This window comes from Aedoeadaptatus coxii, from assembly GCF_001553115.1.
Lineage (GTDB): Bacteria > Bacillota > Clostridia > Tissierellales > Peptoniphilaceae > Aedoeadaptatus > Aedoeadaptatus coxii.
On the sequence record NZ_KQ960182.1, the window covers coordinates 248,510 to 267,554 of the forward strand.

At 45.5% G+C, this 19,045-nt stretch carries 18 protein-coding genes and 2 tRNA genes; all 20 read right to left on the reverse strand.

The window, feature by feature from the left end:
* Positions 1–27 precede the first annotated feature (27 nt).
* Complete coding sequence (locus HMPREF1863_RS08115) at positions 28–3,252, reverse strand: penicillin-binding transpeptidase domain-containing protein (RefSeq protein ID WP_068369814.1); 3,225 nt, start codon at positions 3,250–3,252, stop codon at positions 28–30.
* Complete coding sequence (locus HMPREF1863_RS08120; RefSeq protein ID WP_068369818.1) at positions 3,245–3,739, reverse strand: hypothetical protein; 495 nt, start codon at positions 3,737–3,739, stop codon at positions 3,245–3,247. Before HMPREF1863_RS08120 ends, HMPREF1863_RS08115 begins: the two co-directional genes overlap by 8 nt.
* Positions 3,736–4,575, reverse strand: a complete 840-nt coding sequence (gene mreC, locus HMPREF1863_RS08125; RefSeq protein ID WP_068369821.1) for a rod shape-determining protein MreC — start codon at positions 4,573–4,575, stop codon at positions 3,736–3,738. The genes HMPREF1863_RS08120 and mreC overlap by 4 nt, the downstream gene beginning before the upstream one ends.
* Positions 4,576–4,578: 3 nt before the next feature.
* Entirely contained in the window at positions 4,579–5,295 is a 717-nt protein-coding gene (gene radC, locus HMPREF1863_RS08130; protein WP_068369824.1) for a RadC family protein, read from the reverse strand.
* Positions 5,285–5,839, reverse strand: coding sequence for a Maf family protein (locus HMPREF1863_RS08135; protein ID WP_068369828.1), 555 nt, complete (start codon positions 5,837–5,839; stop codon positions 5,285–5,287). The genes radC and HMPREF1863_RS08135 overlap by 11 nt, the downstream gene beginning before the upstream one ends.
* Positions 5,836–6,339 (reverse strand): Gx transporter family protein, encoded by a 504-nt coding sequence (locus HMPREF1863_RS08140; RefSeq protein ID WP_068369831.1) that lies wholly within the window; start codon positions 6,337–6,339, stop codon positions 5,836–5,838. The genes HMPREF1863_RS08135 and HMPREF1863_RS08140 overlap by 4 nt, the downstream gene beginning before the upstream one ends.
* 9 nt (positions 6,340–6,348) lie before the next feature.
* The gene (locus tag HMPREF1863_RS08145) at positions 6,349–6,726 is read right to left on the reverse strand and encodes a NusG domain II-containing protein (protein ID WP_068369834.1); all 378 of its coding nucleotides are present in this window, start codon (positions 6,724–6,726) and stop codon (positions 6,349–6,351) included.
* A 100-nt stretch (positions 6,727–6,826) separates the two neighbouring features.
* A complete protein-coding gene (locus tag HMPREF1863_RS08150) occupies positions 6,827–7,753 on the reverse strand; it encodes an RnfABCDGE type electron transport complex subunit B (RefSeq protein WP_068369837.1) in 927 nt (308 codons plus the stop codon).
* A 12-nt stretch (positions 7,754–7,765) separates the two neighbouring features.
* A complete protein-coding gene (gene rsxA / locus HMPREF1863_RS08155) occupies positions 7,766–8,341 on the reverse strand; it encodes an electron transport complex subunit RsxA (protein WP_068369840.1) in 576 nt (191 codons plus the stop codon).
* 10 nt (positions 8,342–8,351) lie between these two features.
* Complete coding sequence (rsxE, locus tag HMPREF1863_RS08160; protein ID WP_068369844.1) at positions 8,352–8,945, reverse strand: electron transport complex subunit RsxE; 594 nt, start codon at positions 8,943–8,945, stop codon at positions 8,352–8,354.
* A gap of 10 nt (positions 8,946–8,955) precedes the next feature.
* A complete protein-coding gene (locus HMPREF1863_RS08165) occupies positions 8,956–9,537 on the reverse strand; it encodes an RnfABCDGE type electron transport complex subunit G (RefSeq protein WP_068369847.1) in 582 nt (193 codons plus the stop codon).
* Positions 9,538–10,509: an RnfABCDGE type electron transport complex subunit D gene (locus tag HMPREF1863_RS08170; RefSeq protein WP_068369850.1), complete on the reverse strand. Its 972-nt coding sequence runs from the start codon at positions 10,507–10,509 to the stop codon at positions 9,538–9,540.
* Positions 10,510–10,521: 12 nt separating this feature from the next.
* Complete coding sequence (gene rsxC / locus HMPREF1863_RS08175) at positions 10,522–11,847, reverse strand: electron transport complex subunit RsxC (protein ID WP_068369854.1); 1,326 nt, start codon at positions 11,845–11,847, stop codon at positions 10,522–10,524.
* Positions 11,848–12,120: 273 nt separating this feature from the next.
* Complete coding sequence (locus HMPREF1863_RS08180; RefSeq protein WP_068369858.1) at positions 12,121–12,324, reverse strand: acyl-CoA carboxylase biotin carboxyl carrier protein subunit; 204 nt, start codon at positions 12,322–12,324, stop codon at positions 12,121–12,123.
* On the reverse strand, positions 12,321–13,565 hold the full coding sequence (locus HMPREF1863_RS08185) for a carboxyl transferase domain-containing protein (RefSeq protein WP_068369860.1): 1,245 nt from the start codon (positions 13,563–13,565) through the stop codon (positions 12,321–12,323). Before HMPREF1863_RS08185 ends, HMPREF1863_RS08180 begins: the two co-directional genes overlap by 4 nt.
* A gap of 77 nt (positions 13,566–13,642) precedes the next feature.
* A tRNA-Leu gene (locus tag HMPREF1863_RS08190) sits at positions 13,643–13,729 on the reverse strand.
* Positions 13,730–13,891: 162 nt separating this feature from the next.
* A tRNA-Leu gene (locus tag HMPREF1863_RS08195) sits at positions 13,892–13,978 on the reverse strand.
* Between the two features lie 146 nt (positions 13,979–14,124).
* The gene (locus HMPREF1863_RS08200) at positions 14,125–15,810 is read right to left on the reverse strand and encodes an ABC transporter substrate-binding protein (protein WP_068369864.1); all 1,686 of its coding nucleotides are present in this window, start codon (positions 15,808–15,810) and stop codon (positions 14,125–14,127) included.
* Complete coding sequence (gene coaE / locus HMPREF1863_RS08205) at positions 15,797–16,408, reverse strand: dephospho-CoA kinase (RefSeq protein WP_068369868.1); 612 nt, start codon at positions 16,406–16,408, stop codon at positions 15,797–15,799. Before coaE ends, HMPREF1863_RS08200 begins: the two co-directional genes overlap by 14 nt.
* Positions 16,395–19,034, reverse strand: a complete 2,640-nt coding sequence (gene polA / locus HMPREF1863_RS08210) for a DNA polymerase I (protein WP_068369871.1) — start codon at positions 19,032–19,034, stop codon at positions 16,395–16,397. Before polA ends, coaE begins: the two co-directional genes overlap by 14 nt.
* Between the last annotated feature and the right edge of the window lie 11 nt (positions 19,035–19,045).

Below are 19,045 nucleotides of genomic sequence, written 5' to 3' on the forward strand. Positions count from 1 at the left end.
TCTCCTTTCTGTTATCCTTCTTCGTTCCTATTCCGTATCCAACCCCGTTTCCATGGGGAGGGTTTCATCTTTTACTTCTTTATAGAATCCGAAATATTGGGCCATAATTTGCTGCATGATCGGGCCGCAGTTACCTCCGTTACCCCCTTGGAATAAGACGATGGATACGGCGATCTCAGGGTTATCTGCCGGCGCATAACCTACTTGCCATGCAAAGGCATCGTAGGTTTCTCCCGTATAGGGGTTTGCCCCTGCCCGTTCCGCACTTCCCGTCTTCATGGCAATTTCCACGGGGAAATCCTTAAACAGACTTTCATTGACTCCCGACAAGGCGACGAGTTTCATCCCCTTGCGAATCTCTTTATAATACTTCGGCTTCAAGCCTACATCTTCTACTTTTCTATTCTTCTTCGGGCCGTCGTGAAGAATCGTCAAAGGATAGAGTTTACCGCCATTGGCTAGGGACATGGCGTAACGACAAATTTCCACCGGTGTATAAGCATTGGATCCCTGTCCAATGACGATGTTCATCGTATCGGCCATACTCCACTTCGCCTGATCGATATAAGTGTATTTCAATAGATCGGCCAAGGGAACCCGTTGATCTTTTCCCTTGACGTCAGGTTCTACATGAAGATCTTTTAGGAAATTATAGACTTCGTCACGGGTCATCGCCTTTTTTGCATCCAACGACGCCACGATTTTTTCGATAATCTCCTTCCGCTCTTTTTCAGAACGAATGGTAGGCATGTATAGTTTTTCATTTTCTTTTAAGTGGCGACGCAATAGCGCTTTAAGGGTCGTGTTCTTCGATTGGGGATCGGGTACAATACCCTTCGATTCTTTCGGAATTTTAATTTCAAGACCGGTGGTCTCCGACAAACCGAAGCGCTTCGCCATGTTTGCAACATCTTTCGACGATACCTGAATGCCGAGGTCTTTACCGGCCCGTTGATCTTCGCCGAGGCCCAGCGAATAGAAGTAATAGTTACAGGAGTCGCGTAATGCGTAAGCCAACGTTTCGGCTCCGTGTACTTGGCGGCTTTGATTCCAAAGCCAGCAGCCGAAAACCTGCTTTCCGACTTCCACATATCCCCCGTCCTGAATAGCCATATCGGGATTCAGGCCTTTTTCAAGGGCTGCCGATGCCGTTACCATTTTAAAAATACTACCCGGCTGAATAGCCGATTGAGTGGCAATATTGTAAAGGGGACGAGGTGCCAATTGATTGTCTTCTTCTTTCGGCTTTAGACTTTCCCAGGCCGAGGGCGTAATGCCTTTGGCAAACATATTCGGATCATAAGAAGGATAATTGGCCAGAGCCAACACTTCTCCTGTGTGTACATCGGTTACGACAACCGCACCGCTTAATGCGTTTTTAAAGGTTGTTCCCTTGTTGCGGCTCGTCAAATAATTATAATGTCCCCAAGGAGATTGATAGGGCTCACCGGTACGAATTTGCTTCAGCACCGTAGCCAAACTTTCTTCCGCTTTCCGCTGAAGCTCCACGTCGATGGAAAGCCGTACATCCCCACCGGCTACGGGCTTAATTTCAGAAACCGTGTCGGTGGTGTTGCCTGACGAATCCACCGTAACCCTTCGTCTTCCGTCTTTTCCCTTTAATCGTTCTTCAAAAACCTGCTCGATTCCGGTCTTGCCGATGAGATCGTTTTGGTCGTAGCCCAGTTTTTTTACATAATGCTCGATTTCTTTATCTTGAGCGATGGGGCCGATATAACCCATGACGTGGCTCGCTAAATTTCCGTCGGGATAATAGCGAATAGGCTCTACTGAAATATGAATTCCGCCCTTGTTACTAAGGACTTCTTCAATTTTCGCCACCGTATCGTCTTGAATTTCATAGGCGTAATTAATAGGGATGTAAGCATAGCTCCCTTGGCTCGCAATGGAATCGTAGACATTAACGATGCCGAAAACTTCATAGGGGCTAAGTTTAGGATCGATTTTTAAACGCTTGATTTGTCCCTTCACGATGTCTTCAGAGGACGAGGCCTCTTTAAGCCCCGCGCGCTTTGCAAGATCCAAGGCGTTGTTTAATTGGGTGTAGGCAGGTTTTTCACCACTTACCGAAATGCCCGTCGCAATACCCTCGTCGATTAAATACGATTGCACCTTTTTGGCAACATCATCCTCCAGTATAAATGCACTGCGATTTTTCTTTGAAAGCACGCAACCGACGAGATGTTTCATTGCCGGATTCTTTTTACTGTCGACGACGGTAAGTTTGCCGTCGATCGTCTCTGCTTTTACATCGACTTTCTTCGATTTTGCAAATGCAACCGCTTCTTTTAACATATCGTCATCATGAGCAAAAAATTCTTCCGGTTTCGACTTCAAAAGTATAGAGCCTAAATCCTTCGCCGCCGACGACGACCAGGTGATATCGCTAGAAATCTTCATTAATTTCGCCTTATCGGCGATAAAGCCGTCGTAATAACTGTTGCCATAGGGACGCAAGGCCACCTCAGGTAATTCGTCGCCTACGATGCCATATGCCAGCTCTCTGCCGATGGGATGATTTAAAATTTCGTCCAGATACATGGGCTGTTCCATTAAGATGGTCTTTAAATCTTCCATGGCCGTCGTGGTTTTAGAAAGAGAATTCAGCTCTTTAAATACCCTGCTCTTTTCCTCATCATCGTAAATGACGCTGCCGCCGGTATAAACCATGCCGCTATCTTTGAAAAACTTTCGATTGACAAGACGTTTTAAAATGGAGTAATCGTAGTGTCCCCTATAAGGTTTTTCCCACTTGGCAGATAAGAACTTATTGAGATTGTCGCCTTTCATTAGCGCATCGATGACGAGGGATTTCGGAGTGGCATTCCCCTTGTAATCGTCCATATTTCTAAAAATAAAGCCATTTAAAACGATGGGGTTGGACACCATGTAATCGGCTCCGTCTTCTTCGAGAAAACGACTTAAGAGCAAATAGGCATGGTTGCGCTCCTTGTTGTCAAATTGATCCACTTCGTCTTTACGCAATTGCACGGCAAAAACAGGGCGATTCCCCGCCAGTACGACGCCGTTACGATCGCGGATTTTTCCCCTTTGGGCGGTAATGGCGATGTCCTTTACCCTGCGTTCGTCGGCAAGTTTTCTAAATTTTCCGCCTTCGATAATCGTAATGCGGAAAAGTTGAAGAAGAAGCGCCACTAACAGAAAGGCCACGACCGCCGTAAAAATTTTATAGCGATCCCATAATTTAGCTCGTTCCCAAAAATTACGCATGGTCATCCCTTCCCATTAAACTATAGTCGTCCTCAGATTGAAGTGCAAAATGGCCTATGGCCCAAGTAAAAATTGCTGTTGCAAATGGAATGGCGAAAAATAAATTTCCATCCATTGAGTGTACCTCCCAACCCAAGGTAATGTAGGCGACGAGAAGCACAAGTTCCAGCCCATAGCCGAAGATTAACGCCATCATCCCCAAAACGAAAGGTGATGGTTTCGGCAATATCTTTTTTGAAAAATAAAGGGCTAGATAAACGACGCCGTGCAAAATGACGAAAGCTCCGATTGCAGGCGACACCAAGCTGTCCAATAAAATAGCCGAATAAAGAGCATACACCGGCAGCAGGCGATGACCCTTCCGATACAATAAAAGCATGACGACGCCCGGCAAATAAGCCCTTAAGCATAAAGGGAAATTTTGAAACCAGGGCGATACGTAGACGACGGGCGATAAAATGGCGAAAACATAATAGACTATTTTCATCGCGCACCTGTTAAGACAAATACATCGTAGAGTTTGTGGAAATTAATGCCGCTTTTCACTTTCACGTTTTTTACCATCTTGTCCTCATCCGTACTGACTTCCGTAACGGAACCGATGTAAAGATTCGGCGCAAAATGATCGCCGATGCCGGTAGTAAACAGAGTATCGCCGACGACGAGATCGGCATAGAGATCAAAGGCATAGCCGTTCAGCGTTTGCTTTTCTCCTCTTAATACGCCGCCGTCACCGGTGCGAATGCTTCTAAAGCTGATGGCGCAGTCTTCGTCGATAATGCTTCGCACTTTGGACTGAAAGGGGCTTACTTCGGTGACATAGCCTACGATGCCCTCGATGGAGGCGTCGCTTCCTTTGCCCATGGCGGAAACCACCGTATCGCCGACCTTCACGCCATTGTGGGATCCTTTGTTAATGCTGAAACGCGAAAAATACATTCCTGACGACTTCGCCGTAATACGCGCTTCTACAGGTTTATCTTTTCGATTGTTACGAATAGCCTGAGCGTTGGAAAGGAAGGTGGAACGATTGACGATATCTTGGAGGTTTTTGTTTTCCTCTCTCAACGCGGCGAGCTCTCTTTCCATTTTTCGATTGTCGCGACGTAACGATGTTACGTGGATTAAGCTGTCGGCACTTTCGGCTACATAACCGAATGCCACGCTCACCGTATTACTTACAGGGCTGACGGCCATTAAAATGCCGATTTCCGACGCCCGTAAAACGTCATGGCCGGGCGTGGTAAAGCCCAAGAAAAGCGAGACGATAACCGCCGCTCCTCTGTATATCCAATGTTTTCGAATGGTCTTTAATGGGTTCATTCCCTACAACGCTCCACTTTCTAAAAAACTATAAAAACTGCCGTCGCCGACGATAATATGATCATTTACTTTGACGCCTAAAATATCCCCTGCTTGAGTAAGGCGCTTTGTGAGACGAATGTCCTCGTGGGAAGGGGCGGGATTTCCCGCCGGATGATTATGTACGAGAATAATCGAATGGCATTTTTTTGCAATTGCGCCTTGAAAAACATCTCTAGGGTGAACCACCGTGTAATCCAGTGTGCCTTTTGAAATTCGCTCCATATAATGAAGCTGTTTCTTTACATTGAGGCCGATAACGTGAAATTCTTCGTGTTGAAGGCCGACAAATTGCGGCGCGACAAAATCATATATCGATTTCGGCGAGGTAAACATATCGCTTTCCGACGATTTTAAGCGCATACGCCTGGCGAGCTCAACCATGCCCACGAGGCGGGCAGCTTTACTCTTTCCGATTCCTTTAATGGAGACAAAATCGTCATAGGTTCCCGCAAGTAAACTGGATAGCCCGCTTCGACCGGGATTTTGATTGCTCAGTGTATCGATTATATTTTGCGCCACTTCGATGGCGGTAATGCCGTACGTTCCCGTTCTTAGAAAAAGTGCCAATAACTCACTATCGCTCAATTTCTCAGGGCCGTAAGTCATGAGTTTTTCTTCGGGAAGCATGGATTGATCACAGGCAGACAGAGGTTTGCGCAGATTTTGATTATTTTCCAATACCTTCCCCCTTTAAATGTTCAAGAACCGCCGCCACCGGCAAACCCACCACCGTATGGGGATCGCCCTCGACGGTGATTTCAAAGGACTCCACCTCTTGAAAACCGTAAGCCCCCGCTTTATCTCCGAAAGTGTTTTTATCGAGATAAGCTTTAAGCTGCTCCTCTGAAAAATCTTCAAAATGAACGCTCGCCACATCGTAATCTACGTACTTTTCCTTGCCTAAAATGGCGTAACCGGTCAGAACATGATGCTCTCTTCCCTTTAGACGATGGAGCATACGCTCCGCATCCTTTCGATCCTTCGGCTTTCCTAAAATATCATCGTCCAGCACCACGACCGTGTCGCTTGCGAGAACCACATCTCCCTCTTTACGCTCCACACTCATGGCTTTTTGGTAGCTCAATTGCATGACGTAAATTTCAGGGGAAGAACGCCGAAGCGATAATTCATCAAAGGTCGGCGAAGCAGTTTCAAAATCGATACCGGCTTCTTTAAGCAATGCTTTTCGACGTGGCGATGTAGATGCCAATATAAGTTTCACGATGTAACCCCCATATCGATTAAGTGGCGACTCACCATAATCGCCGTGAGCCCGACAAAATATCCTGTAAAAAGTCCGAGTAACAAAAGCAATGGCAAATATGCCAAAAGCCCCATGTTGTTTACCATGATAATGGCCGTCGCCACCTGCCCCACATTGTGGAAAAAGGAACCAATAAAGCTTATGCCGATGAGCGTCGCCGATTTAATGTAGCGGTAAGCCAGAATCATGGCCACGCAAGAAAGCAACGATCCTGAAAAGCTGTAAAAGAAACCGGTAACCGCTCCCGTTACTAAAAGCAACATAAAGCTTTTTAAAAGGGCGATGGTAAATCCTTCCCTTGGTCCGAATACGACGATAGTAGTTAAAATAATGGTGTTCGATAATCCAAGGCGTGCACCGGGCATGGCAATAGGCAAAGGAATCATCGTTTCCATATACCCTACCGCCACGGCGATAGCCAAAAGAAGACCTAAGAAAACTTGTTTTTTAATCGTCATGATAACCTCTTACTTTAACAATATATCCATTTTCGGCGTATCGTCGCTTTTCACCTCGGCAATGATTCGATGCGGAAGGCAGACGATCATTTCCCCCGGCGTTTTAATTGGCGCCATACGCATGCAAATACCGTCGGGGCAATCCGCTTCTTTCATGGTGCAGCCTTTTTCACTGATCCGCAGAATATTGGTGCCACCGTGGGAATGAAATACAAAATCTTTCCCATAATTTTCAGGTGTCATGGGAATTCGTTTCGTTTCTTTACCGTCGATTTGTACGCTGATATACGTCTTGCTCGATTCTTTTTTCGGAATAAATTGCCAAGCCCCTACACCTGCCGCAATAAGTATTACAACGAGGCCGATCAACACATCTGTACGATTCATAATTCCCCCTTTATCAACCATATATTATACCATAGAAAAATTGTAGCCATGAAAAAAAGGAACGATGCAGCACACCGTTCCTTTTGATTTTTAAGAGATTCTATTTGTCACTGTCGGCAGCGACAATTTTTTCTTTTTCCGCTTGAGCTTTGGCAGCCTCAGCTTTTTTAGCTGCAGCCGCTTCCGCTTTCTTTTGGCGATCCTTTTCTTTCATTTTTTCAACCCGTTCGGGGTATTCCGTGTAAATTGCGCCGGTGGGGCACTTAGATGCACAGATACCGCAGTTGATACATTTTTCGTAATCGATCTTCGCAAGATTATCGTTTACGTGAATAGCATCTTTCGGGCAGTTGCGTTCACAGAGACCGCAAGCGATACAACCGATGCTGCAATTGGTACGAACCACTTTACCTGCATCGTGCGTAGAACATTTGACTTCTGTTTTTTGCTTGTAAGGCATTAAGCCGATAATATGTTTCGGACAGATGTCGATACATTTTTTACAAGCTACGCATTTTTCCTTGTCCACAAAGGCAATACCGTTGCGAACGTGGATCGCATCGAATTCACATACGCTTACACAGGTTCCGCCACCGAGGCAGCCGGAGGAGCAACCTTTCGATCCCTGAGCGTAATCGCCGATTAAACGGCAGTCTACGAGACCGTTGTATTCGTATTTGTTTTTCGAATGATCGCAGTCACCTTGGCAGCGAACCACGGCAACTTGTTTTTCCACACCGTCAGCTGATTGGCCCATAATTTCGCCAACAGCTTCGGCTGTTTCTTGACCACCGATGGCACATCCGTTAACGGGAGCATCCCCTGCGACGATGGCGTTGGCCATCCCTTCACAACCGGGGAAACCGCAGGCACCACAGTTGGCGCCGGGAAGTGCATCGAGAACTTGAATCACTCTCGGGTCCATTTCCACATGGAAAACTTTACTTGCAAAGGCTAACACGACGCCGAGCAACAAGCCTAAGACTCCGAGGATAACGACAGCATATATTACGTTTTGTACATCCACGACAAACGCCTCCTAAACTAATCCTTGGAATCCCATAAAGGCAATAGCCATTAAACCGGCGCTAATGAGCGCGATGGGAACACCTTGCAGCGGCTTCGGAATAGGCATGATTTCCATACGTTCACGAAGAGCACTCAGTAAAAGAAGTGCTAATGTAAAGCCGATGGAGGCGCCTAAACCATTAATAACAGTTTCAAAGAGATTGAATTCACTTTGAATGTTCAAAACGGTTACACCGAGTACCATACAGTTTGTCGTAATCAAAGGTAAGAAAACGCCCATTGCGGAGTAAAGGGAGGGAGATGATTTCTTAATGAACATCTCTACAAACTGTACCAGGGATGCAATAACCAGGATAAAGACGATTGTTTGTAAGTAGCCAAGTCCAAAGACATCTAAGACGAAGCGTTGCAATAACCAGGTAACAGCCGAAGCAATGACGACGACGAATGTAACGGCGACGCCCATGCCCGTAGCGGTTTCGGTTTTCGAGGAAACGCCTAAGAAAGGACAAATCCCCAAGAACTTTGCGAAGATGTAGTTGTTAACCAGAATAGTCGATAAAAGAATTGTAATAATTGTTGACATGCTCTACCCCCTACGCTCTTTTTGCCATAATCGCACGATAGGCAGCAATCAATAAGCCTAAAAGGATAAATGCACCGGCAGGCGATGTTAAAATGCCGATACCGGGATAGGCTTCGGGGAAGATTTGCTTGTCGAGCAAGGTACCGTGACCGAACAGCTCTCTTACAACGGCCATGGACAACATGGCGAGAAGATAACCGATACCGGTACCGAGGCCGTCGACGATGGACGGAATCAGTTTGTTTTGATAAGCGAAACCTTCTGCTTCCCCTAAGATACAGCAGTTAACTACGATTAAGGGAAGGAAGATACCTAAAGCGTTATAGATTGCGGGACTATAAGCGTGTAAAACCATTTCGACGAGCGTTACGAACGTTGCAATAACGACGATAAACGCCGGAATACGAACATTGCTGGGAATGATTTTTCTTAAGATACTAACAACTGCGTTGGAGCAAATTAATACAAAGGTAACGGCGACACCCATGGCAATAGCCGATGTAACCGATGTACTGATTGCAAGAACCGAACACAAGCCGATCATTTGCATAAAGATCGGATTGTTTTTAAAGATACTATTAGAAAATACTTTTCCTAAACCCATGACTTACCTCCTACTTTCCACTAATTTCTTTATAGGCGGGAAGGATGGAATTGACCCCTTTAAGAACGCCGGTCGACGAAACGGTGGCGCCTGAAATCAAGGGGATTTCATCTTCTGCAGAGGGTTCTTTATTACCCTTGACTTCGCCGTTTTTAAAGGACTTACCTTCAAACCCTTTGAAATAAGCGGGTTCTGTAATTTGGGTACCGATACCGGGGGTTTCGGAGTTTTGAATATTTCTGAAGCCTGCGATGGTGCCGTCATTGAGTAGGCCGATGGCATTGGTCATCGAACCGCCATAGCCCTTTGCCGTATGGTTAATACCATATCCTACGATTTCATCGCCCTTCTTAGCGACGAAAACATCTTGAATCTCTTTGTATTTTTCCACAAGAGCAGCTTTTTTAGCTTCGTCGATGGGTTCAAAGGTATCGGCCTTGTCGCCATAGATTTCTTGATAAGCTGCAACGGATTTTTCGAATTCAGCTTTAGCAATAACTTCTGCTGTAAAACCATTTACAACGGCTAAAAGTCCGGCGGCCACTGCAGAAATGACCAAAAGGACAAGGCCTGTCTTAAAATAATTTGCCATTTACTTTGCCTCCCCATATGCTTCCGTTTTGGTTAAACGTTCAATCAACGGGCTGGCTACGTTCATAAGAAGAATAGAGTAGGATACGCCTTCCGCCATATTACCTTTTGTGCGGATAAGTGCCGTGATAAGACCACAGCCGATAGCGAAAATAATCTTACCCTTTGTGCCTTGAGGCGTCGAGCTGTAATCTGTCGCCATGAAGAGGGCACCTAACATTAAGCCGCCGCCTAAAACCTCATAGGGAATGATGTCAGCCTTAATGCCGAAAACGAACAGGAAGACGATCGTCGTAAGAATGTAAATCACGGGGATCTTCCAGTCGATGACTTTGCGGATTAATAAGTAGCAAGCACCAATTAATAATAAGAGCGCCGAGGTTTCCCCAATAACACCGCCGATATTTCCGATGAACATATCTTGTAAAGAAGGTAAGGATGCAAGATCCTTTCCGGCTTTAATAATCGTTAAAGGCGTTGCAGCCGAAGCGGCGTCGACGCCGGGTACGGTGTAGGTCGCCATAATTTGCGGCCAGGAAAGCATCGCCATGGCACGACCTGCTAATGCGGGGTTTACAAAGTTGCCGCCGATACCGCCAAATGCTTCTTTAACGATAATAATCGCAAAGACCGACGAAATCGCGGGAACATACCAGGGCACGCCTGCCGGCATGTTCATGGCGAGTAAAAGACCGGTAACGATCGACGAAAGGTCGCCGATTTGGCTTTCTTTTCCGGCCAGTTTTTGGTAAATAAATTCACTGCCTACACAGCAGACCACACTGATTAAATAAATAATAAGTGCATTCATACCGAAGAAATACACACTGGCAACAACTGCCGGCGCGAGGGCGATGATGACATCGCGCATAATCTTCGTTACAGATTCATTGGAACGAATATGAGGCGCTAATTGTACGAAGCGTCCATCTCCTTGTAAACTAGGAGATTTGGTTGTAACCTTGTTATCCATCTTGACCTCCTACTATTTACGAGCGTTGGCACGAACTTCGCGTTTAGCGAGTTTTACGGATTCGCTTAAATAACGTTTTGCCGGGCAAACGAAAGAACAGATACCGCATTCCATACATTGATCGGCATGGTACTCTTGGCAAAGATCGATGCGATTGCGAAGAATCGAAGCATTGATCCGCGTCGGGTTAATATTAGCCGGGCAATGATCTACGCAGCGACCGCATTGAATACAGGGACCTTCTTTTGCATCGTCGATTTCAACATCGGTAAAGGCTAAAATACCGGATGTGGTCTTGGTAATCGGTGCAGTAAAGTCGAAAATGGACTTCCCTGTCATCGGGCCGCCGCAAATAAATTCGACGACATTGTCTTTCACACCGCAGAAATCGAGAATATCTTGAACCGGTGTACCGACACGAACGAGTAGGTTCTTCGGCTTTTCAATGCCGGATCCGGAAACGGTTAAAATCCGCTCGATAGAAGGCATGCCTCTACGGATTAAATCGTAAAAAGCTTTCGATGTTTGAACATTGGTCAAGAACACACCGACATCGTTTGTAACGCCGTTTTGAGGTACAATACGTCCGCAAACAGCTTCCGATTGACGCTTGGAATCCCCTTGAGGGTATTTGGTTTGCATCGTGGCAACCTTGAGCGTCGGGTATTTCGTAGCGACCATTTCGTTCGCTTTTTGGATGGCATCGGGTTTATTTTCTTCGATTGCCAAATAAGCTTCGTCGGTCTTGTAAAGGTCTTGGAATAATTTGAGAGAATCAAATAATTCATCAGCTTGTTCGAGCATTAAGCGGTGGTCGCATGTTAAGAACGGTTCACATTCCGCACCGTTTAAGATGACAACATCCAATGCCGGATCGTCACTTTTCAGCTTAGCGTGTAACGGGAATCCGGCGCCGCCCATGCCGACGATACCCGCGTTCTTTACTAAAGATACGAGATCATCGATAGTTAAATCTTCGTAGTTTTCAATCGGTTTAATGGAAGGATCTAATTCATCTTTTCCATCATTTTCGATAACGACCATATCCGTAAACATACCGTTGGCAGCATATCCTTTTTCAATCGATACGACTTCACCCGATACACTGCTATGTACGGCCGCGGAAATAAACGCGTCGGAATTACCGACGATTTGCCCTCTCAAAACGTGATCGCCTACAGAAACCGTAGGTTTACACGGAGCACCGATGTGTTGGCTCATTGGAATACGAACCACTTTCGGTGAAGGCATTACTTCAATAGCGACTCCTTCTGACAGCTCTTTGTGTTCATCAAAATGAACACCGCCGACAGAAAAAGTGAGATTCGTCTTTGCCATTCTTTCACCCCTTGCATTTTAAAAAACGAATCGCCGTGCAAGCGTTTTGCCTGCAACAAGAAGAAAGGAACCTGCTGGTTCCCCTCTCCATGGCTTTTCAGCTTTCATCTTTATTTATCTTATCAAAAGCGGTATTAAAAATCTAGTATTTAGAAAAAATGTAAGAAAGAAATGCTTAGGGTTTTAAATTTTATTCTCTTTATACATTATAAAATAACACGGCTATTCCCGATCCTTATGGGAATAACCGTGTTATCGCTATTTTAAAATAAATTATGCTTCAATTATAAATAATTTTTCACCTCTTAATACAGCCTCCTGATCCTCGACGAAGTAACGAATGCGACCGGATTTCTCAGCGGAAAGAGGAATGCTCATTTTCATGCTTTCTAAAATTAAAACCACGCTCCCCTCCTCCACTCGTTCACCATTTTTAAATCTTATTTCTTCAATGCGACCGGGCAATGGCGATTTCATAAAATCGTCCTCCTTACGTAGCGACGAAGCTCTGAAGGAAGAATAATCTCGTCGACAAGACCATTTTCTCTTGCCGAAGGGGAAGATAAATGGGTTTCACCGATCTCCGTTCTTCCTATTTTCAAAATTTCAGATTCCAATTCAGGCGCCATAACGCCGATTTGCGCTTTTGGAAAAGCAAGGTAGGCTTTCGCTCCCATGGCGGGAGAACCCATGGCCATATAGGAGCCGCCGAGAACTTTTCCCACGGCTACCGTTAGCTTCGGAGCACGATGATTCATGTAGGCTTTCAATAATTTCCCACCGGAAAGAAGCATACCTTCCCTTTCCGATTGTGTTCCCGGTAAAAACCCGGGCGTATCGGCGAGACTCACGACGGGCAGGCGGAATCTTTCGCATAGGCTGTAAAACGACGCCATCTTATTGGCGCCTTCGGAGTCGATGACGCCGCCGGCATATGCCGGATGATTGGCGATGATCGCCACGCGGTGGCCTTCTACATAGGCAAATAGCGTCAGAACATTCGGCGCCCAGGTTTGCCAAAGTTCCATAAGGGAATCTCTATCCGCCAAACTGAGAATGACATCCTCCATCGAGAAGGAATCAATCTCGGAAAGAATTTTTATCGGCTCTTTAAAACAGCGTCGCTCCCGCTTAATATAAAGAAGCAACTTCCCCATCGCCTCTACCATTTCTTCTTCCGAATCTTTTAAAAAATCGCATCCACCTATGGCCGCAAACTCCTCGCTGTCGCCTAATTCTTTTAAACTCGCTTTTTCAAAAATAGACGCCTCGACAATTTTAGGTCCAGTTAAACAAAAATAGGACTTTTCTTTAACGGCAAATACTACATCCGCCAAGGAAGCTAAGTAAGCACTTGCACCGATGCACACTCCGTACGATAAAAAGAAGTGCGGCACCTTGACATCGTGGCCGGCTTTAAACACTTCAGCCGCCGCCAATAGAGAGCCTTGACCGTCTATAAGATCGGCCCCTGCAGAAGCGACGAGACCAATTAGGGGAACCTCCGCCCTTTCAGCCAATCGAAAGCCCTTCATAATGGCTCGCCCTTCAAAAATACCGAATGCACCGCCGTGACGCGTTTCGTCAAAACCGTAAAGGATGACGGGAATCCCCTTAATCCTCGCCGCCGCCAAACTAACTGCCGAAGGCGCGCAGGGTATCATTTCCAAACTGCCTCTATCGACTAAATCCATCATTCGTTTGATTACACGATTCATACTATCACCTATTGAAACTATACCCCTTTTTAAAAATAGAGATACAAAAAAAACCGCACCTTTCGGCACGGCTTATCTGGTGCGGGAAAAGGGACTTGAACCCTCACGCGACGAATCACACAAGATCCTGAATCTTGCCTGTCTGCCAATTCCAGCATTCCCGCAAATGAGTACCCGATCATTATAGCACAGAGAATTTTTCATGTAAACAATATGGAGGTTCAATAGAATGTAACCTTTTTTAAGATGACCGTTTCCGCTCTTTATTGAAGATCTATCGTCTTATAAACGAAAACAAAAAATCGACCCTCTCGGATCGATTGATTTGGTGCGGAGAAAGGGACTTGAACCCTCACGTGATGACTCACACATGCCCCTCAAACATGCCTGTCTGCCGATTCCAGCATCTCCGCTCAACAGTTATTCATGATAACATAATCCGAATGATTTGTAAATTGTTTTTTAACACCATATTACAAACCTCTTCGTTTTTTGAGGTGCTTTTTATTATACATGAATTTCTTAAAATGTAAAAGAGGAATCTAAAAAGATTCCCCTCCTACTTTTTAGTTGTATTCTTATGCGTTTCTTTCCTTATGACAGAGATGTCGTCGATGCCGTTATAAATGGAATAGGCGTTGGGTCGCATAAGTCCTTTTATGTTGGGTCCGCAGACGAGAACATTTTGTTTAAAGACGATGGGAACATAGGGCACGTCCTTGCGGAAGATTTTATAAACCTTGTCGATAAGCTCTTTTTGGTTTTCGGGATCTTGTTCTTCCCTCAGCTCCTTTAAGAGTTCGTTCATTTTTTCATTGCCGTAACGGCTAATATTCATACTGCCGGAAGATCCCAGCACGGCATGTAAATCGGCGACGGCTGAAAAATCCATTCCGAGAACCGCCATTTGGTAACTTCCGCTTTTTAATGACGAGGCCAGGTCCTTTGTTTGTTTCGTCTTTCCTTCTTCCTCTTTACCTTCTTCCGGAGTTTCCGTTCCCACAGTTTGCAGGCGCGCTTTCAGCCCGACTTTTTTCAAGTCATCGGCGATCATTTGAGCTTCGGTTTGCATGCGGTGGTTTAAAGGATTGGCGAGAATATGAAGCACCAAGGACCCGCCATCTTTGTTTTCCCGGTAGCCGTCGCCGTCGATATCGCGGTATCCGCCTTTTTCTAAAATGCTGACGGCGGTATCGACACTTAAATAGGATTCTTCCCGCGTAAACAAGCCACTGGAAAGTTTCGGATTAATGAAAAAGGTGGCGATGGTGCCTTGAGAAAGATAGAGACTGTCGATTATCCGTTCTTTATTCACGCTGTAATCGATGGCGCGCCGCAGATCCACGTCTTGTAAAAGAGGATCCGACGTATTAAACGCCAACACTTCGAGATTTTGTGTTTCGAAGGATTCCACCTTGCTCTTTTTATCGCTACGGAAGCGATCCCACGTATAGTCGTCGATGGCACACAGATCAACCTGCCCCGCGTCGTAAGCCTGTTGAATGGCCTTGTCGTCGGAGAAAATAATACCCACGATTTCGTCGATATAAGGCAAACTGCCGTAATAATTTTGATTTTTCTCTAAATAAAGGCGCTTATTCTTATCCCATTTTTTCAATGTGAAAGGGCCGGAGGCGACGACTTTAAAATCATCTTTTTCCAGCATCCCCTCTTCCCCGTAAATATGGGCGGGCAAAATAGGAAAGGAAAGAAGCTCCATATAATTGCCGTAACTTTTGTCGAATTCAAAATCGATGTTGCGATCGTCGAATACGATGGCGCGAGCGGCTCCTTCAATATTGGAAGTGCCCATAATGCGCCGCATGGCATCTTTATAAGTGGTGCCGTCGGGACATTTTTTTACCGCCTCAAAGGTCTCGGCAATGTCTTTCGTCGTGAGGGGCGTGCCGTCTTCCCAGTAAATATCCTTTTTTATCGTAAGGCTTATACGCTTGCCTTCGTCGGAAGTCTCAACGTGCTCCACTAAAGAGGGCACCAATCGGCCACTCCCCTCGTAGGCGAAGAGGCGATCGTAGAGCAAGTTACTTAACTGATAGTATGAGTTATTGTTTGTAAGAAGGGGGTTCAGCGTATCGAAATTCGTAAGGGGCACGGTGAGCGTTCCTCCGTCTGTATCGGTTGCCGCACCTTTTTCTTCGATTACTTTTCCCGAACCCGGTACTATGCCGCAGGATGTAAGGAGAAGGGCCGCCAAAAGGAGAACGAAAATATTAGACTTCTTCACCGCGCAACTCCTCGAGAGCCTTGTCTACCTGAGCGTAAAGCGCCATTAAATCACCGGAGTTTTCGAAAATTTTATCGGCGAGGGCACGTTTTTCTTCAGCAGGCATTTGGCTGGCTATTTTTTGTTTGGCATACGCTTCATCGATTTTATCCCGCGCCATTAAACGCTTAATGCGCACATCGGGATCCGCATCGACGAGCCAAACTTCATCGAAACGGAGGCCTTCTTCTTCCAATGCCTTGCGATTTTCGAAGAGCAAGGGCATTTCAATAAAAATCGTTCCTTTACGATCGTCGAGCATCTGCAAAATGCTTTTCACAATGGCGGGGTGCATGATGCTGTTGAGTTTCTCGCGTTTTTTTTCGTCGGCGAAAATAATTTCCCCGAGTTTTTCACGATTTAAGCTTCCGTCCTCTTCTAGGACAGTTTCTGCAAAAGCCTCGTCGATTTTATTTAATAGTTCGCTTCCCGGCTCCACTAAATAGCGGCCTACCTCGTCGGCATCGATCACCATATAATCCCAGCCCAGCAAGTAGGCGGACAGGACGCTCTTCCCCGATCCGATCGTGCCCGTAATACCAATTTTATTTAGACTCATACCAATTGTCTCCTGTTTCAACATCTACTCGCACCGGAATGGAAAGGGGCAATGCCGCTTCCATAGTTTCCACTAAGAGCTGTTTGACGCTTTCCAATTCCTCGGCCGGCGATTCCAATATCAGTTCGTCGTGAACCTGTAGCAAAAGCTTAGACTTCAGATTTTTTTCTTTTAATTTGAAATAAACCGACACCATGGCTTTTTTGATCATGTCCGCTGCCGTACCTTGAATGGGCATATTAAGGGCGATACGCTCGCCGAAAGAACGCACGCTGAAATTCTTCGCGCTAAGTTCGGGAATGTAGCGTCTGCGGTGGAATAGAGTTTCCACATAGCCCTGTTCTTTGCCGATTTCCACAATCTCTTCCATAAAATGGTGGACGCCGCTAAATTTATGCAGATAGTTGTCGATGTATTCCTTAGCTTCTTTTCTCGAAATATTTAAATCCTGAGAAAGCCCATAGTCGCTAATGCCGTAGACAATGCCGAAGTTTACCGCCTTGGCTCGAGAGCGCATAAGTTTCGTTACATCCTCTTTATCCACATGGAATACTTGGGAGGCGGTGGTGGTGTGAATGTCGGCACCCTCATTAAAGGCGGCCTGCATCACATCATCTTTCGACACATGAGCGAGAATACGCAGCTCGATTTGAGAATAGTCGGCGTCGATAAACATGTGATCTTTTTGAGCCACAAACGCCTTGCGAATGGAGCGACCCACTTCCGTTTTAATGGGAATATTTTGTAAATTCGGCTCGGTCGATGAAATTCGCCCAGTCGCCGTCACCGTTTGTTGGAATGTGGAGTGGATTTTTCCGTCGTCTGTAATTTCCGCCTTCAGCCCTTCTACATAAGTGGACTGAATTTTCGTGAGCTGACGATAATCCAAAATTAAATCCACGATTTCGTGATCATTGCTCAGTTTTTCCAAAACTTCCTGATTGGTGCTGTAGCCGGTTTTTGTCTTTTTTATGGGAGTAAGTTTTAAATCTTCAAATAAAACTTCCGAAAGCTGTTTCGGCGAATTAATATTAAATTCTCTCCCCGCTAATTCGTAAATCTTTTTCTCCAGATCATCGATTTCCACGGTTAAATGGTTTCCGATATCTTCGAGTACGGCAACATCGCAATTCATGCCTTCAAATTCCATGGACGCCAAGGTTTCCACCAAGGGCATTTCGATAGTGGAAAAGAGATCCCACATGTTAAGGTCTTTGAGCTTTTTCTCTTGCAACCCCATTACCTTAGGAAGATGGGCATGAATTTCAGAAAGATACTTTACCATTTCCTCTTCCATTTCGAGAGGCGATTTTTTATTCTTGCCCTTGCCTAAAAATTCCTCCGGAGGCGTGACGGTGTAATTTTCATAAAGCCCGATTAAATGAGACGGCGCATAATTAGATTTCGCAGGGTCCAGCAAATACTCAGCAATGGCACTGTCGAAATCCACGCCTGTAATTTCCATGTTGTCGGCAAATGCAAAGAGGAATAAATCCTTTAAATCAATGCCGCAAATGCTGATCCCCTTATCTTCGAGAAGATCTTTCATCGCCTTGAAGTCCTCAGCCGAGGGCTCTCTAACGATACTCCCTTTTTGAAGGTCGGAAAGAAGGAGATAGAGAATCTTTCCGTCTCGATAAGGCTTTTCATCGGTGATGACGTGGAGCATGACCTTATCCGCACCTTTTACGCCCTCTAAAGCTTCTTTCATAGAGACGACACTTAAGCTTTCAACAGTCGTCTCTTCGATTTCTCCGTCTTCATCGGGTAAGCGCTTCATAAGCGTAAAAAATTCATAGCGGGTGTAAAGTTCGCGGAGACTTTCCAAATCGTATTCTTTCCGCTTCAAATCTTCTAATTCGAAATCCAGGGGCATATTCGTAATAATTTCGCCCAGCTTTTTACTTAAAAAAGCCTGTTGCTCAAACTCGATCAGATTTTCTTTGCGCTTTTTGCCCGTAATGTCCTCGATGTGATCGTAAACACCTTCGAGTGAATGAAAATCCTTTAAAAGCTGGATCCCCGTCTTTTCACCGATACCGGGAACACCTGGAATATTGTCGCTGCTGTCGCCCATAAGGCCCTTCAAGTCGATTAACTGATTGGGGGTGAGCCCATATTCTTTTTGAATGCGTTCCACATCATAAACTTCGAGATTGGTGATCCCTTTTTTCGTCATAAGGGCAAATACATTCTCGTCGACAAGTTGTAAATAATCCCTATCCCCCGTGAGGAGATAGACCTTTTGCCCTGCTTGCTTCGCAAGAGATGCCACCGTACCTGCCAAATCGTCCGCTTCATATTCCGGCGAATCGACAGTTTTAATCCGCATACTCTTTAGAATTTCCATAAGATAGGGCCACTGCTGATCCAGCTCCGTCGGCGTTTTTTGCCGAGTACCCTTATATTCGTCGTAAAGTTTATGTCTAAATGTTCTGCCCTTTTGATCGAAACAAACGAGCAAATGATCGGGATTGATTTGTTCAATGGCATTTTCCATCATGGAAACGAAACCGTAAACCGCATTCGTGTAGAGGCCCCGTTTCGTTTTTAAAAGAGGGAGCGCGTAAAAAGCGCGAAAAAATAAACTGCTCCCGTCGATAATTAACATAGTATTCTGATTCATAGCTCCTCCTC

What these genes read in the sequence shown, in the direction of transcription:
- HMPREF1863_RS08115 (WP_068369814.1), bottom strand. Translation starts at nt 3,252, where the DNA reads ATGCGTAATTTTTGGGAACGAGCTAAATTATGGGATCGCTATAAAATT.
- HMPREF1863_RS08120 (WP_068369818.1), bottom strand. Translation starts at nt 3,739, where the DNA reads ATGAAAATAGTCTATTATGTTTTCGCCATTTTATCGCCCGTCGTCTAC.
- mreC (WP_068369821.1), bottom strand. Translation starts at nt 4,575, where the DNA reads ATGAACCCATTAAAGACCATTCGAAAACATTGGATATACAGAGGAGCG.
- HMPREF1863_RS08140 (WP_068369831.1), bottom strand. Translation starts at nt 6,339, where the DNA reads ATGACGATTAAAAAACAAGTTTTCTTAGGTCTTCTTTTGGCTATCGCC.
- HMPREF1863_RS08145 (WP_068369834.1), bottom strand. Translation starts at nt 6,726, where the DNA reads ATGAATCGTACAGATGTGTTGATCGGCCTCGTTGTAATACTTATTGCG.
- rsxA (WP_068369840.1), bottom strand. Translation starts at nt 8,341, where the DNA reads ATGTCAACAATTATTACAATTCTTTTATCGACTATTCTGGTTAACAAC.
- rsxE (WP_068369844.1), bottom strand. Translation starts at nt 8,945, where the DNA reads ATGGGTTTAGGAAAAGTATTTTCTAATAGTATCTTTAAAAACAATCCG.
- HMPREF1863_RS08165 (WP_068369847.1), bottom strand. Translation starts at nt 9,537, where the DNA reads ATGGCAAATTATTTTAAGACAGGCCTTGTCCTTTTGGTCATTTCTGCA.
- HMPREF1863_RS08170 (WP_068369850.1), bottom strand. Translation starts at nt 10,509, where the DNA reads ATGGATAACAAGGTTACAACCAAATCTCCTAGTTTACAAGGAGATGGA.
- rsxC (WP_068369854.1), bottom strand. Translation starts at nt 11,847, where the DNA reads ATGGCAAAGACGAATCTCACTTTTTCTGTCGGCGGTGTTCATTTTGAT.
- HMPREF1863_RS08180 (WP_068369858.1), bottom strand. Translation starts at nt 12,324, where the DNA reads ATGAAATCGCCATTGCCCGGTCGCATTGAAGAAATAAGATTTAAAAAT.
- HMPREF1863_RS08185 (WP_068369860.1), bottom strand. Translation starts at nt 13,565, where the DNA reads ATGAATCGTGTAATCAAACGAATGATGGATTTAGTCGATAGAGGCAGT.
- coaE (WP_068369868.1), bottom strand. Translation starts at nt 16,408, where the DNA reads ATGAGTCTAAATAAAATTGGTATTACGGGCACGATCGGATCGGGGAAG.
- polA (WP_068369871.1), bottom strand. Translation starts at nt 19,034, where the DNA reads ATGAATCAGAATACTATGTTAATTATCGACGGGAGCAGTTTATTTTTT.